Origin of the sequence: Pseudomonas sp. S04 (assembly GCF_009834545.1) — a bacterium.
Lineage (GTDB): Bacteria > Pseudomonadota > Gammaproteobacteria > Pseudomonadales > Pseudomonadaceae > Aquipseudomonas.
In genome coordinates this window covers 853,454-867,745 of record NZ_CP019427.1, presented here as the reverse complement: position 1 = coordinate 867,745, position 14,292 = coordinate 853,454, and the positions used below count along the sequence as shown (strand labels likewise).

The window sequence follows — 14,292 nt, the reverse complement described above, 5'->3', positions numbered from 1 at the left end:
CCCAGGCTTTGCTACATCTAGGCCCGCGCTCAGCGACGCTTGGCCATCTCGTTGATGAAGCGATCGAACAGTGGCGCTACGTCGTTCGGGCCAGGGCTGGCTTCAGGGTGACCCTGGAAGCTGAAGGCGCTCTTGTCGGTACGCTCGATACCTTGCAGGGTGCCGTCGAACAGCGATTTGTGGATCGCACGCACGTTGGCTGGCAGGGTCGCTTCGTCCACGGCAAAACCGTGGTTCTGGCTGGTGATCATCACCACACCGCTGTCCAGGTCCTGGACCGGGTGGTTGGCACCGTGGTGGCCGTGGCCCATTTTCAGGGTCTTGGCACCGGAGGCCAGGGCCAGCAGTTGGTGACCGAGGCAGATACCGAACACCGGGATCTCGGTTTCAAGGACTTCCTTGATCGCCTGGATCGCGTAGTCGCAAGGCTCCGGGTCACCCGGGCCGTTGGACAGGAACACGCCGTCTGGCTTGAGGGCCAGGACGTCGGCCGCCGGGGTTTGCGCCGGCACCACGGTGACGCGGCAGCCGCGCTCGACCAGCATGCGCAAGATGTTCAGCTTGACGCCGTAGTCGTAAGCCACCACGTGATGGGGCAACTCACTGGCTTCGATGGTCGCGTGGCTGTCGGTTTTCAAGTCCCAGACAGTCGAGCGCCATTCATATTGCTCTTTGGTGCTGACGACTTTCGCCAGGTCCATGCCCTTCAGGCCTGGGAAACCGCGCGCTGCTGCCAGAGCGGCTTCTTCAGAGATATTGTCACCAGCCATGATGCAGCCGTTCTGCGCGCCTTTCTCACGCAGGATGCGTGTCAGGCGGCGGGTGTCGATACCAGCAATAGCCACCACATTGTTGGCTTTCAGGTAGTCGGACAGGGACATGGTGTTACGCCAGTTGCTCGCAACCAGAGGCAGGTCACGGATGACCAGGCCGGCAGACCATACGCGGTCGGACTCGGCATCTTCTGGCGTGGTGCCAGTGTTGCCAATATGCGGGTAAGTCAGGGTAACGATCTGTTGGGCGTAGGAAGGATCGGTAAGGATTTCCTGATAGCCGGTCATGGCGGTGTTAAACACCACCTCTCCAACGGTTTGACCGTCGGCTCCAATGGCTTCGCCGCGAAAAATGCTGCCATCAGCAAGGGCGAGTATGGCTGGCTTAGTCAAGAAGACCTCCCGTAAATAAAGCCTGAAGGGGCGATCGCAGGTTGTAAAAAAGCGGAGTGACGTATGGACACGTCACCCCGCTTCTTCACTGAATTATTCTGCGCGCTTTTAGTGGACACACTAAAGCTGTAGCTTACAGAAAAAGGCATTTTTGGTCTACCGCCAATGAGCCTGAAAGGCTAGAGAATGCGACAGGGCGTCGCTTGGCGGGGAAAAACGGGCTCGAACGCAGGGTTCGAACCCGATTTCGGGCACATCTTAACGCAAATCGAGCACGTCTTGCATGTCATACAGGCCCGGCTCGCGACCATCGAGCCATAGCGCAGCACGCACCGCGCCCTTGGCGAAGGTCATGCGACTGGAAGCCTTGTGAGTCACCTCCAGGCGCTCACCCTCGCAGGCGAACAGCACTGTGTGATCACCTACCACATCACCACCGCGCACGGTGGCAAAGCCGATGGTCTCGCGCTCACGAGCGCCGGTATGGCCTTCACGACCGTAGACCGCGACTTTCTGCAGGTCACGCCCCAGCGCATCGGCAATCACCTCGCCCATGCGCAGCGCCGTGCCGGATGGCGCATCGATCTTGTGCCGGTGATGAGCCTCGATGATCTCGATATCGGCATCATCACCCAACACCCGCGCTGCCATATCCAGCAGCTTGAGCGACAGGTTGACCCCGACGCTGAAGTTGGCCGCAAACACGATCGGAATATCCTTGCCCGCCTCGGCCAGCACCTGCTTCTGCGCGGCGTCCAGGCCCGTCGTGCCGATGACCATGGCCTTGCCTGCCTTGCGGCAGAACGCCAGGTTCTTGAGCATGACTTCCGGCAGCGTGAAGTCGATCAACACATCGAACTCCTGCGCCACGACCTCCAGGTTGCCCACCAGGGACACCCCGATCCGCCCCAGCGACGCCAGCTCACCGGCATCCACGCCGATCAGCGTGCTGCCAGGGCGCACGATGGCCGCCGTCAGGCCAGTGAGCGGTGCGCGCTGCTGCACCGCCTCCACCAGAATCTTGCCCATGCGCCCAGCAGCGCCCATCACAGCTATACGTCGCATACCAGATTCCTTACAGGTCGCCGAAGAAACGCTTCACGCCTTCGAACCAACCCGTGGTTTTCGGCGAGTGGCTGTTGTCATCCGCCAGGGAGCTGCGGAACTCTTCCAGCAATTCACGCTGACGACGACTCAGGTTGACCGGAGTCTCGACCGCCACACGGCACATCAGGTCGCCAGCACCACCGCCACGCACCGGCGCAACGCCTTTGCCACGCACGCGGAACTGCTTGCCGGTTTGCGTACCCTCAGGGATCTTCAGCTTGACCCGACCATCGAGAGTCGGAATCTCCAGCTCGCCGCCCAAGGCAGCATCGACAAAGCTGATTGGCACTTCACAGAACAAGTGCTTGCCGTCGCGCTGGAAGATCGAGTGCTCGCGCACGTTGATCACCACGTACAGGTCGCCGGTCGGCCCACCCTGGGTCCCCGCCTCACCCTCACCCGACAGGCGGATGCGATCACCAGTATCAACGCCCGCCGGCACTTTCACCGACAGGGTCTTGTACTCTTCGACACGCCCTTCGCCGTTGCAGGAGTTGCACGGGTCGGAAATGATCTTGCCCTGGCCGTGGCAGCGCGGGCAGGTTTGCTGCACCGAGAAGAACCCTTGCTGCATGCGCACCTGGCCGATACCGCCGCAGGTTGGGCACGTCACGGGCGAGGAGCCCTTCTTGGCGCCCGAACCGTCGCACGGCTGGCAGTTGACCAGCGTCGGAACCCGGATATTCACGGTCGTGCCGCGCACCGCTTCTTCCAGGTTCAGCTCCAGGGTGTAGCGCAGGTCGCTGCCGCGCTGCGCGCCGCCACGGGAACCGCCACGACCACCACCAAAGAAATCACTGAACACATCACCAAAGATGTCAGAGAAGTTCTGCCCGCCGAAACCGGCACCGCCGCCACCCATGCTTGGGTCGACACCGGCATGACCATACTGGTCGTACGCCGCGCGCTTGCTGGAATCGGACAGTACTTCGTAGGCCTCGTTGGCCTCCTTGAACATTTCTTCCGACGCTTTGTCGTCAGGATTACGGTCCGGGTGATGCTTCATCGCCAAGCGACGGTAGGCCTTCTTCAGGTCTGCTTCGCTCGTGCCACGCTCGACACCCAACACTTCGTAATAGTCACGCTTTGCCATAAGTCTTTGCACTCTTAAGGACGTCCGGCAAACCCCTCCTGAGCCTTGCCAAACTCGTTGAGCCCCAATACAGGCCCGGACCCAACTCACGTCAATTCAACGATCCTGGTCTTTGATTCGATACGGTACTTGCGGCTCGAAAAGCAGGAGCATTCCCGGCCATACCATCCGCAGGCGAACGTTGTCGCACGCGGTAAAAATTCGTGTACTCCAGACACGCCAACGCGGGAGCAAGCTCCCGCGCGGCGACATCCTACCAGTCACCGCACAAAGGCAGTCAACCGGCCGACCAACAACTTACTTGTGGTCTTTAACTTCTTCAAACTCAGCATCGACAACGTCGTCAGCCTTTTGCGCCGATTCACCTTGTGGTGCTGCGCCTTCAGCTGGCTGAGCCTGTTCGGCGTACATCTTCTGCGCCACTGGCGCGGAGACTTTCGACAGCTCCTCGACCTTGGCGTCGATGGCAGCCTTGTCGTCGCCTTTGACGGCGGCTTCCAGGGCAACCACTGCAGCTTCGATGGCAGCCTTCTCTTCAGCAGTCACTTTGTCGCCAGCATCTGCGACCATCTTGCGAGTCGAGTGCACCAGCGCATCACCCTGGTTGCGGGCGGACGCCAGCTCTTCGAACTTGCGGTCTTCGTCGGCGTTGGTTTCAGCATCACGAATCATCTGCTGAATTTCTTCCTCGGACAGACCGGAGTTGGCCTTGATCACGATCGACTGGGTCTTGCCGGTGGCCTTGTCCTTGGCGCCTACGTGCAGGATGCCGTTGGCGTCGATGTCGAAGGTCACTTCAATTTGTGGCACGCCACGTGGTGCTGGTGGAATCTCAGCCAGGTCGAACTTGCCCAGGGACTTGTTCTGGGCGGCTTGCTTACGCTCGCCTTGCAGCACGTGAATGGTCACAGCGCCCTGGTTGTCGTCGGCAGTCGAGAACACTTGCGATTTCTTGGTAGGAATCGTGGTGTTTTTCTCGATCAGCGCGGTCATCACGCCACCCATGGTTTCGATACCCAGGGTCAGCGGGCTGACGTCGAGCAGCAGCACGTCTTTCACGTCACCGGCCAGTACCGCGCCCTGGATAGCAGCACCCATGGCAACCGCTTCGTCCGGGTTCACGTCTTTACGGGCTTCTTTACCGAAGAAATCGGTAACAGCCTTCTGCACCAGAGGCATACGGGTCTGACCGCCGACCAGGATCACGTCGTTGATCGCGCCAACGTCGATACCCGAGTCTTTCAGCGCAATGCGGCAAGGCTCGATGGTGCGTTGAACCAGGTCTTCTACCAGCGCTTCCAGCTTGGCGCGGGAGATTTTCACGTTCAAGTGCTTAGGACCGGTCGCGTCTGCAGTGATGTACGGCAGGTTGACGTCAGTCTGCAGGCTCGAAGACAGCTCGATCTTGGCTTTTTCAGCGGCTTCTTTCAGGCGCTGCATGGCCAGCGGGTCACCCTTGAGGTTCATGCCGCTTTCTTTCTTGAATTCGTCGACGAGGTAGTCGATCAGACGAATGTCAAAGTCTTCACCGCCCAGGAACGTGTCACCGTTGGTGGCCAGTACTTCGAATTGGTGCTCGCCATCGACTTCAGCGATTTCGATCACCGAAACGTCGAAAGTACCGCCGCCCAGGTCATAAACGATCACGGTGTGATCGCCCTTGGCCTTGTCCATACCGTAAGCCAGTGCAGCTGCGGTTGGTTCGTTGATGATGCGTTTTACGTCCAGACCAGCAATACGACCGGCGTCTTTGGTCGCCTGACGCTGGCTGTCGTTGAAGTAGGCTGGAACGGTGATCACCGCTTCAGTCACTGCTTCGCCGAGGTAATCTTCGGCGGTTTTCTTCATTTTCTTGAGGATTTCAGCCGAGATCTGTGGCGGCGACATTTTCTGGCCGTTCACTTCAACCCAAGCGTCGGCATTGTCTGCCTTGACGATCTTGTAAGGGACCATCTGGATGTCTTTCTGAACCACTTCTTCTTCGAAGCGACGACCGATCAAACGCTTCACCGCGTACAGGGTGTTATGCGGATTGGTCACTGCCTGACGCTTGGCCGACTGGCCAACCAGGATTTCGCCATCGTTGGCGTAGGCCACGATCGACGGAGTGGTACGCGCGCCTTCGGCGTTCTCGATAACTTTTACGTTGCCGTTTTCAAGGATGGAGACGCAGGAGTTGGTAGTCCCCAGGTCGATACCGATAATTTTGCCCATGTTAACTCTCCCGAAACTTTGGATTTGGTTGCCGCAGCAGTGGTGGCTAACTGCGGTAGCACTTAAACGCTTGACTTATAAATGGGGGCCTTGCGGCGGATTTCAAGCCTGCTCGTCAATCGAGGGCGAAACCGGCGCCGGGGCCTTGCTGACCACAACCATGGCCGGGCGCAGCAGGCGACCATTGAGCACGTAGCCCTTCTGGAACACCTTCAGTACGCTGTTGGGTTCCATGTCGGCGCTTTCCTGCATCGCCATCGCCTGATGGTGCTCGGCGTTGAACGGCTCACCTTCCGGATCGATCGCTTCCAGCTGATAACGCTTGAGGGTGTCCTGGAACATTTTCAGGGTCAGTTCAATCCCTTCACGCATCGGACGAATGCTTTCGTCGTCCGGATTGGACAACTCCAGGCCGCGCTCCAGGCTGTCGATGATCGGCAGCAGGTCGCCAGCGAATTTTTCCAGCGCGAACTTGTGAGCCTTTTCTACATCCTGCTCGGCGCGACGGCGGACGTTCTGCAGATCAGCTGCAACACGCAAAGCCTGATCCTGAGCGCCAGCCAGTTGCTCTTCGAGCACTTGTACACGAGCCACCAGGTCTTCACCCGATGCTTGGGGAGCCTGATTGGCGTCTAGATTTTGCGTATCCAGCGTCTGTTCGTCAGCCATAGATTTCTCCTTTCAAAATCGTGCGCGAACTCGACTCGCGCTTCTGTTCCGGTATATGGGGTCGCAATTTGCAGGTTCAAGGGCCTGCCGTGTGCAGAAGCGCATTACCCACACAAAAACCGCTGAATTGGCCTGGCGCCAGGTTTTAAAAAAACACCGACACCAAGCAAATCGAGCTAAACGAGGGCATTGTCAGAGGCAAATAAACTACTGTATAAATAACCAGACCTTAAGCCTGGGAGCGGCCTTTATGCTGGTGCACCTGTCCGTACACAACTACGCCATCGTTGAACATCTCGATCTCGAACTGGATCGCGGGATGAGCGTGATCACAGGGGAAACCGGCGCCGGCAAGTCGATCATGCTCGACGCCCTGGGTCTGACCCTGGGCGATCGCGCCGACAGCGGCGTGGTACGCCCGGGCGCGGAAAAGGCCGACATCCTCGCCACCTTCGACCTGGTTGATATCCCCGAAGCCCGCACCTGGCTCGCCGAGCGCGACCTGGACAACGACGGCCCGTGCATCCTGCGCCGGGTCATCACCGCCGAGGGTCGCTCGCGCGGCTACATCAACGGCACGCCCTGCCCCCTTGGCGACCTCAAGGCCCTCGGCGAACTGCTGATCGACATCCACAGCCAGCACGAGCACCAGTCACTGCTCAAGACCGATACCCATCGCCGCCTGCTGGACGAATATGCCGGCGCCACCGACCTGGCCCGCCAGGTCCAGCTCGCCGCCCAGCGCTGGCGCCAGACCCGCCAGGAACTCGAACGCCTGTCCAACTCCGGCGACGAACAGCGCGCTCGCCACCAGTTGCTCAGCTATCAACTCGAAGAGCTGGAAAACCTCGGCCTCGGCGACAACGAGCTGGAGCAGCTTGAGCAAGAGCATAAAAACCTGACCAACGCAGAAACCCTGCTGGGCATTTGCCGACAGGTGGTCGAGCAGTGCAGCGAAAGTGATTCCGGTAATGTGCTGAACGCCCTGACTGCCAGCCTCAATCGCCTGTCCAGCGTCAACAACTCGGTCAACGCCCTGGGTGAAGCCACCAACTTGCTCACCAGTGCGCAGATCCAGGTCGAAGAAGCAGTCGGCGAACTGAACCGATTCCTCGACAACTTCGACGCCGATCCGGCACGCCTGCAACAACTCGAAGAGCGCCTGGACACCATCTATACCCTGGCACGCAAACACCGGATCCAGCCGACCGAGGTAGCCGACCTCCAGCAACGCCTGCTGGACGAGCTCGAAACCCTGAATGCCAACGATGAGTCCATCGAGCGCCTCAGCGAAGAACTGGGGGCTTTCGCCCGCCACTACCAAGAGAAAGCCCGGGAACTGAGTGACTTGCGCCACCAGGCTTCCTCCAGCCTGGCCCACGCCGTCGAACAGGAAATCCAGCGCCTGGGCATGCCGGGCGGGCGTTTCAGCATCGAACTACGCGCCAACACCAGCGCCGAGCTGCTGCCCAATGGCCTGGAGCAGGTGGAACTGTTGGTCAGCGCCAACCCCGGGCAACCGCTCAAGGCGCTGGCGAAAGTCGCCTCCGGTGGCGAGCTGTCGCGCATCAGCCTGGCCATTCAGGTGATCACCGCGCAAACCTCGCGCATACCGACCCTGGTGTTCGACGAAGTGGACGTGGGCATCGGCGGCCCGACCGCGGAAATTGTCGGCCAACTGCTGCGCCGCCTTGGCGAGCGCGGCCAGGTCCTGACGGTCACGCACCTGCCGCAGGTGGCCTCCCAGGGGCATCAACACCTGTTTGTGCACAAGGTCCGCGGCGACCAAGCCACGCGCACTGCGGTATCCAAACTGAGCAAGAACGAGCGAATAGAAGAAGTGGCACGAATGCTGGGGGGTATCGACCTGACCAAGGAATCCCTGGCTCACGCGAAAAAAATGGTGGTAACGGCCAAAAGTTGAATCGGCCAGACAGCACGAAGGCGACCCTTGGGTCGCCTTCGTTCGTTTCACGGACCTGAGTCCGCGCGACATGCTTACTTTTTAGTACGTACGTACAGCACCAAGTTGTGATCCACCAACTCGAAACCGTGCTTCTCGACGATCGCCTTCTGAAGCTTTTCGATTTCTTCGTCGAAGAATTCGATCACTTCACCGGAATCCACGTTGACCATATGGTCGTGGTGACCGCCGTCAGCCAGTTCGAAGACCGCGTGGCCGCCGTCGAAGTTATGACGGACCACAAGACCAGCGGCTTCGAATTGAGTCAGTACACGGTAAACCGTGGCCAGACCGACATCCTCGCCAGCTTCCATCAGTGCCTTGTAGACATCCTCGGCACTCATGTGACGCTGCTCGGCGGAATCGAGCATTTGCAGAATTTTGACCCGTGGCAGGGTCACTTTAAGGCCGGCTTTGCGTAGTTCGCTATTTTCAACCATGGTCAGCTTTCTCGCGATGCTGCTTCGCAGCTTCTCTTAATGCGGGTATGATCGGCGTTTACGTTGTCCCAGCCAAGATAGTGGAAGTCGCCCACCGATGCAAAACACCAAGCTCTTGCTAACCAGTTTCACCTTCGTGGGACTGCTCGCACTCGCCGGTTGTTCATTCCCCGGGGTTTACAAAATCGACATCCAGCAGGGCAATGTCGTCACGCAGGACATGATAGACCAGTTACGCCCGGGAATGACCCGTCGGCAAGTACGGTTTATCATGGGCAACCCTCTGCTGACCGACACGTTCCATGCCAATCGCTGGGATTACCTGTACAGCCTGCAGCCTGGCGGCGGTGAACGCCAACAGGAACGCATCAGCGTTATCTTCAATCCAGACGACCAACTCGTCAGCTTGTCGGGCGACTTCATGCCTGGCGTAAGCCGTGATGAAGCCCTGATGGGCAAGGACAGCGGCACCAGCGTGTCCGCCCCAGTGGAAAACGTCGAACAGCCAAAACCAGAAAAGCCGGTCAAGCCAGGCTCGCTACTGGACCAGATCCAGAAAGACGTCGACGGCGTAGAAACCGTACCGGTACCAACACCTGAGCCGTTGGACACCACGCAGTAACATTATGCGACATAAGAAAAAGCCCGGCATGCCGGGCTTTTTTATTGCGTGTCAAAAGTGCCTCGCCGTAAGGGCGAAGCCCTAGGTGGCCGTTACCGCAACAACGAATATACCCCCCAAAAAAACCTCAATCCCCCCTAGCCCGCGCCGCCTTAGCCGCCCGCAACCGACGAACCTCCTTGGGATCAGCCAACAACGGCCGATAAATCTCAATCCGATCCCCCGCCCGAACCAGGCAGTGCTCAGGATCAACCACCACCCTGCCAAAAATACCCACAACACAACTCGCCAGATCCAGCTCCGCAAACTCCCCGGCTATCCCCGACAACTGCAGTGCCGAACGCACACTACACCCCGCAGGCACCTGAACCGCCAGCAACACCTGACGATCAACGGCGGCATACACCACCTCGACGTCCATCATCGACTCAACCATGCAGTTGCTTGGCCCGCTGACAGAACGCATCCACCAGGGTATTGGCAGCCTGATTGAACAGCGGCCCCAGTGTCGCCCGCACAATCGGCCCGGCGTAGTCGAACGTCAGGTCCAGGCTGATCTTGCAGGCCTTCTCGCCCAAGGGCTTGAACACCCAGAGACCATGCAGCTGGGTGAAAGGCCCTTCCTCAAGGTTCATCTCGATCGAATGCCCAGGCACCAGCGTGTTACGCGTAACAAAATGCTGGCTGAGCCCACCCTTGGCCACCCCGACGCTGGCACGCATATGCTCGGCGGAGCTTTCCATCACCTTGGCCTCGGAACACCAGGGCAGGAACTCCGGATAACGCGCCACGTCATTGACCAGGTCATAAAGCGCTTGCGCCGGATACGGCAACAGGGCCGAACGTTGAATATGGGTCGTCATGTCAGCGTCACTTCCACAGCTGGGCGGCAAACACTACAAGAATGCCGATGGGCGCCACATAGCGCATCAAAAACAAGGTCAGGGCAAACAGCGCCGGATTGCGGATCGACAATTCGTCGCGCACCGCTCCCCGATTCATGACCCAACCCGCAAACACCACAAAACACAATCCACCGAGCGGCAACATGATCCGCGAGGTGAAGAAATCGATCACGCCAAAGAAGTCCAGGCCGCTGTGCGCACCCCATTGGTAGAGGTGAAACCCGGCGCCGTCGTTCACAAAAAACTTGGCCTGCTTCCAGATATTGAAGGAAAACACCGTCCCCAGGCCAACAAACCAGCAACTGAAGGCCAGCCAGAACGTCACCCAGCCCCGGCGAATTTTCGTCCGCTCAACCAGGTACGCGACCATCGGTTCAAGCAGCGAGATCGCCGAACTCCAGGCGGCAATGGCCACCAGGACAAAAAACACCACCCCCATCACCTGGCCGAACGCCACATTACCAAAGGCAAAAGGCAGGCTGACAAACATCAGCCCAGGCCCCTCACTCGGGTTCAAACCGCCGGCAAACACAATCGGAAACAACGCCAGGCCGGCCAGCAGCGAAACAAAGGTGTCCAGCAGGGCAACCCCGACCACGGTGCCGGAGATCGACGAATCCTTGGGCATATACGCACCGTAGATCATGATCGAGCCCACGCCCACGCTCAGGGAAAAGAACGCATGTCCCATGGCGGGCAACAGGCCGCCAAGGACTTTCGCCGAATCGAAGTCGAACATGAAATGCACGCCCTCCATGAAATGCCCGGTGGTCATGCTGTAGCCCAGCAACACCAGGAGCATCACGAACAGCAGCGGCATCATGATCCGCAGGCTGCGCTCCAGCCCCGCCACCACCCCCTTGGCAATGACCGCCGCCGACAGCAGCATGAACAGGCTATGCCAGAGTGTCAGGCGCCACGGGTTGGCGATCACCCCCTCAAAGTAGGCGCCGACCTGATCGGCCGCCACACCCTGGAAATCCCCCCGGCCCATGCTGATGATGTAATCCAGGGACCAGCCACCGACCACGCTATAAAAAGACAGGATCAGCAACGCCGTGATCATCCCGGCAAATGCCCCCCAGGACCATTTCGCCGAATGCCCCGCCTCCAACGCCAGCACCTTCAAGGCGTTCGCCGGACTTTGCCGGGCTCGGCGGCCAATCAGGGTTTCCGCCAGCATCACCGGCAGGCCGATCAACGCGATACACGCCAGGAACACCAGGACAAACGCACCGCCGCCATAGACGCCGACCATGTAGGGGAATTTCCAGATGCTTCCCAGGCCCACGGCCGAGCCGGTTGCAGCGAGTATGAATACCCAACGGCTCGCCCAACTACCGTGGACTGAAACCTTGTCTGACGACATCGACACTACGCCCAACCACTAAAAAAGAGGGCGCATTGTCCGGGATTCACTCAATGCGCTCAAGCACGCAGGATCCCCGTAGCCGACTCGCGCGCAACTGCCTATAATGCCGCCCCTATGGCTAAACAGAAGAAACACCCAACAGGGACCATCGCGCAGAATAAAAAGGCGCGACACGATTACTTCATCGAACATCGGTTCGAGGCTGGTCTGGTCCTGGCCGGCTGGGAAGTAAAAAGTCTGCGGGCGAGCAAGCTGCAACTGGTCGACAGTTATGTGCTGCTCAAGGATGGCGAGGCCTGGCTGCTCGGCAGCCACATCACGCCCCTGATGACCGCCAGCACCCATGTCATTGCCGACCCGGTGCGCACTCGCAAATTGCTGCTCAACCGGCGCGAGCTGGAAAAGCTGGCAGCTGCCGTGCAGCAAAAAGGCTATGCGTGCGTATGCCTGTCCTGGTACTGGAGCAAGCACATGGTCAAGTGCGAGATCGCTCTGGGCAAGGGCAAGAAGGAATACGACAAGCGCGATACCGAGCGCGAACGTGATGCCGGCCGCGAGCTGCAGCGTGCGGTGCGCAACAAGGGCAAGGAAGACTAATTTTCTTTACGCTTGTGCCCCCTATCGCGAGCAGGCTGAACTGGTCAAGTAATTCTGGACACATGTTTAGGTTTTCTACGCGACCATTTTTTCCATGGCTACCGGCGAGCGATAGTCGTTGTAGCTGTGGAGCCTGGAGTTGTTGTAGCGCATCACGTATTGCTGCAAATCAGCTCGGGCTTCCTGCTCCGAGCTGTATCCGCCTTCAGGCATCCATTCTGATTTCAGGCTGCCAAAGAAGCGCTCCATTGGGGCGTTGTCCCAACATTGCCCCTTGCGACTCATGCTCTGGTTGATCCTGTGTGCCACCAACTCATTCCTGAACTTGTGACTGGTGTACTGGCATCCCTGGTCGGAATGAAACAACACCTCTTTGGGTCGTCCTCGCAGCTCAACCGCCATGCGTAACGCTTCGCACGTCAACGTGGCATCGGATATCAGTGAAAATGACCACCCCACGAGGCGGCGTGCAAATAAATCCAGAACCGCCGCGAAATACAGCCAACGCTTACCGATCTGAATGTAGGTGACGTCCCCGCACCAGACTTGATTGATCGCCGAGACATCAAACTTGCGCTTGAGCTCGTGAGGCGCCACCAAGGCCTCTACGCCCGAAGATTTGTATTTGTGGCGCCGCCGCTGACGACTGACGATACCGGCCTCTTTCATTAGGCTGCGAGCCATGTAGCGCCCCACGCGATGCCCCTTTGCTTGCAGTTCTTTGGAAAGAGTCCGAGCACCGGCAGAGCCCCTCGACTCCTTGTGTTGCTTGATCAAAACAACGATGAGCTTCTCGCGTTCAGGATTCGATCGGCCCTGACGCTGACGCCAGACGTAAAAACTGCTTCGATTAACTTCAAATACACGACAACAATCACTAATGCCGTACTGCTCGCCTAGCTCGCTGATCAGCGGAAATGATCTTTGGAGTCCATAAGCAGGAGAGCACTGGCCTTTTTTAGGATTTCGATATCCCGATCTTTTTGCTTGAGCAGAGCTTTAAGCGCCTGGATTTCTTTTTGCTCAGGCGTAATAGCTTTCGCCCCCACCGGTGTTGAACCCAGACGCTCCTTGCGGACTTGATCGACCCAACGACGTAATGCGGTAGGTCCGATGTTCAGGCTGGCGCAGACATCTGGGACAGCTAGCCCCTCATCAAGCACCATAAGCACAGCTTTGAGTTTGAACTCGTTGGAGTAGGAGTTACGCATTTCCATAGACGCCTCAGATTTGGGCGCCATCATAGCGCCCGATTGAAGTGTCCAGAATCATTAGGCCAGTTCAAGCTCGCTCCCACATTTGTCTTGTGTTGTTCACAAAGTCAATGTGGGAGCGAGCCTGCTCGCGATGATGCAGGCCGCACCAACCCTTCTGGCTACATCCCCTTGCGCCGCTCCGCCCGGGCCTCGCGCTGCACTTGCTGCCGCACCTCTTCCAGCACCTCCTGCACATACAGGATATGGCGACTGGAGACCTCTCTTGCCTGTTCGGCGCGCCCTTCGATAATCGCCAGGTACAACTCCCGGTGCTGAGTGATCAGCATGTCGCGGGTTTCCGTGCGTTGCTGGTACATACCGCCGATGTTGGTCACCACGTTGCGCTTGAGCAGATCGAACAGCCCACGAATGGTGTGCAGCAACACCGCGTTGTGGCTGGCCTCGGCAATCGCCAGGTGAAACCTGGCGTCCGCAGCCCCCTCCTCCGCCCGGCTCACTTCATCGTGACGGGTGTAGCAGTCCTGCAACTCATCGAACGCCGCCGTCAATCGCTGACGGTCGACCTCAGTCGCCCGCAACGCCGCGTAGTAGGCGCATGAAGCTTCCAGGGTGTGACGAAATTCCAGCAAGTCACGCTGGGCTTCGGGGTTGCTCTCCAGCAGGTGCAGCAGGGGATCGCTGAAGGTCGAGCCCAGGGATTCGACCACATAATTGCCGCCACCCTGGCGACTGACCAGCAAGCCCTTGGCTGTCAATTTCTGGATCGCCTCGCGCAGCGAAGGCCGCGACACCCCAAACTGTTCAGCCAGAGCGCGCTCTGCCGGCAGCCGCTCCCCGGACTTCAGCGTGCCCTCGAGAATCATCCCTTCGAGCTGCTCGACAATATCGTCAGACAAACGGCGCTGACGAACCTGATCAAACCCCATA

General features: G+C 58.8%; 15 protein-coding genes. 3 read left to right on the top strand and 12 right to left on the bottom strand.

Going from position 1 to position 14,292, the window contains the following annotated elements; genetic code table 11:
• Positions 1–29: 29 nt before the first annotated feature.
• The 5 genes from carA to grpE all read right to left on the bottom strand — a co-directional run bounded on the left by carA (position 30) and on the right by grpE (position 6,249).
• Positions 30–1,166, bottom strand: a complete 1,137-nt coding sequence (gene carA / locus PspS04_RS03670) for a glutamine-hydrolyzing carbamoyl-phosphate synthase small subunit (protein WP_095169473.1) — start codon at positions 1,164–1,166, stop codon at positions 30–32.
• Between the two features lie 258 nt (positions 1,167–1,424).
• On the bottom strand, positions 1,425–2,231 hold the full coding sequence (dapB, locus tag PspS04_RS03665; RefSeq protein ID WP_095169474.1) for a 4-hydroxy-tetrahydrodipicolinate reductase: 807 nt from the start codon (positions 2,229–2,231) through the stop codon (positions 1,425–1,427).
• Positions 2,232–2,241: 10 nt separating this feature from the next.
• Positions 2,242–3,366, bottom strand: a complete 1,125-nt coding sequence (gene dnaJ / locus PspS04_RS03660; protein WP_095169475.1) for a molecular chaperone DnaJ — start codon at positions 3,364–3,366, stop codon at positions 2,242–2,244.
• A gap of 297 nt (positions 3,367–3,663) precedes the next feature.
• Positions 3,664–5,580 carry a molecular chaperone DnaK gene (gene dnaK / locus PspS04_RS03655; RefSeq protein ID WP_095169476.1) on the bottom strand — a complete coding sequence of 639 codons (1,917 nt, stop codon included), beginning with the start codon at positions 5,578–5,580 and terminating at the stop codon, positions 3,664–3,666.
• A gap of 102 nt (positions 5,581–5,682) precedes the next feature.
• Positions 5,683–6,249: a nucleotide exchange factor GrpE gene (grpE, locus tag PspS04_RS03650; RefSeq protein WP_095169477.1), complete on the bottom strand. Its 567-nt coding sequence runs from the start codon at positions 6,247–6,249 to the stop codon at positions 5,683–5,685.
• A 250-nt stretch (positions 6,250–6,499) separates the two neighbouring features.
• Here grpE and recN point away from each other — a divergent pair, with 250 nt between their 5' ends.
• Entirely contained in the window at positions 6,500–8,173 is a 1,674-nt protein-coding gene (recN, locus tag PspS04_RS03645) for a DNA repair protein RecN (protein WP_095169478.1), read from the top strand.
• A 74-nt stretch (positions 8,174–8,247) separates the two neighbouring features.
• Here the strand turns inward: recN and fur are convergent, their stop codons facing one another.
• Entirely contained in the window at positions 8,248–8,652 is a 405-nt protein-coding gene (fur, locus tag PspS04_RS03640; protein WP_007920840.1) for a ferric iron uptake transcriptional regulator, read from the bottom strand.
• Positions 8,653–8,749: 97 nt separating this feature from the next.
• On the opposite strand from fur, the gene PspS04_RS03635 reads away from it, so the two are divergent.
• Positions 8,750–9,274, top strand: a complete 525-nt coding sequence (locus tag PspS04_RS03635) for an outer membrane protein assembly factor BamE (RefSeq protein WP_095169479.1) — start codon at positions 8,750–8,752, stop codon at positions 9,272–9,274.
• Between the two features lie 127 nt (positions 9,275–9,401).
• On the opposite strand, the gene PspS04_RS03630 is transcribed toward PspS04_RS03635, so the two are convergent.
• Genes PspS04_RS03630 through PspS04_RS03620 form a run of 3 tightly spaced genes read right to left on the bottom strand, consistent with a single transcriptional unit; the run spans position 9,402 to position 11,548 of the window.
• Positions 9,402–9,710, bottom strand: coding sequence for an RnfH family protein (locus tag PspS04_RS03630; protein WP_159993698.1), 309 nt, complete (start codon positions 9,708–9,710; stop codon positions 9,402–9,404).
• Entirely contained in the window at positions 9,703–10,137 is a 435-nt protein-coding gene (locus tag PspS04_RS03625; RefSeq protein ID WP_095169481.1) for a type II toxin-antitoxin system RatA family toxin, read from the bottom strand. Before PspS04_RS03625 ends, PspS04_RS03630 begins: the two co-directional genes overlap by 8 nt.
• A 7-nt stretch (positions 10,138–10,144) precedes the next feature.
• Positions 10,145–11,548 carry a sodium-dependent transporter gene (locus PspS04_RS03620; RefSeq protein WP_095169482.1) on the bottom strand — a complete coding sequence of 468 codons (1,404 nt, stop codon included), beginning with the start codon at positions 11,546–11,548 and terminating at the stop codon, positions 10,145–10,147.
• A gap of 117 nt (positions 11,549–11,665) precedes the next feature.
• Between PspS04_RS03620 and smpB the strand changes: the two genes are divergently transcribed.
• Positions 11,666–12,148: an SsrA-binding protein SmpB gene (gene smpB / locus PspS04_RS03615; RefSeq protein ID WP_095169483.1), complete on the top strand. Its 483-nt coding sequence runs from the start codon at positions 11,666–11,668 to the stop codon at positions 12,146–12,148.
• A gap of 75 nt (positions 12,149–12,223) precedes the next feature.
• On the opposite strand, the gene PspS04_RS03610 is transcribed toward smpB, so the two are convergent.
• The 3 genes from PspS04_RS03610 to PspS04_RS03605 form a co-directional block, all read right to left on the bottom strand.
• On the bottom strand, positions 12,224–13,030 hold the full coding sequence (locus tag PspS04_RS03610) for an IS3 family transposase (RefSeq protein ID WP_237235002.1): 807 nt from the start codon (positions 13,028–13,030) through the stop codon (positions 12,224–12,226).
• A 26-nt stretch (positions 13,031–13,056) separates the two neighbouring features.
• Positions 13,057–13,359, bottom strand: coding sequence for a transposase (locus tag PspS04_RS27615; protein ID WP_237234924.1), 303 nt, complete (start codon positions 13,357–13,359; stop codon positions 13,057–13,059).
• A gap of 164 nt (positions 13,360–13,523) precedes the next feature.
• Positions 13,524–14,291, bottom strand: coding sequence for an FCD domain-containing protein (locus PspS04_RS03605; RefSeq protein ID WP_095169484.1), 768 nt, complete (start codon positions 14,289–14,291; stop codon positions 13,524–13,526).
• Position 14,292: the final 1 nt, after the last annotated feature.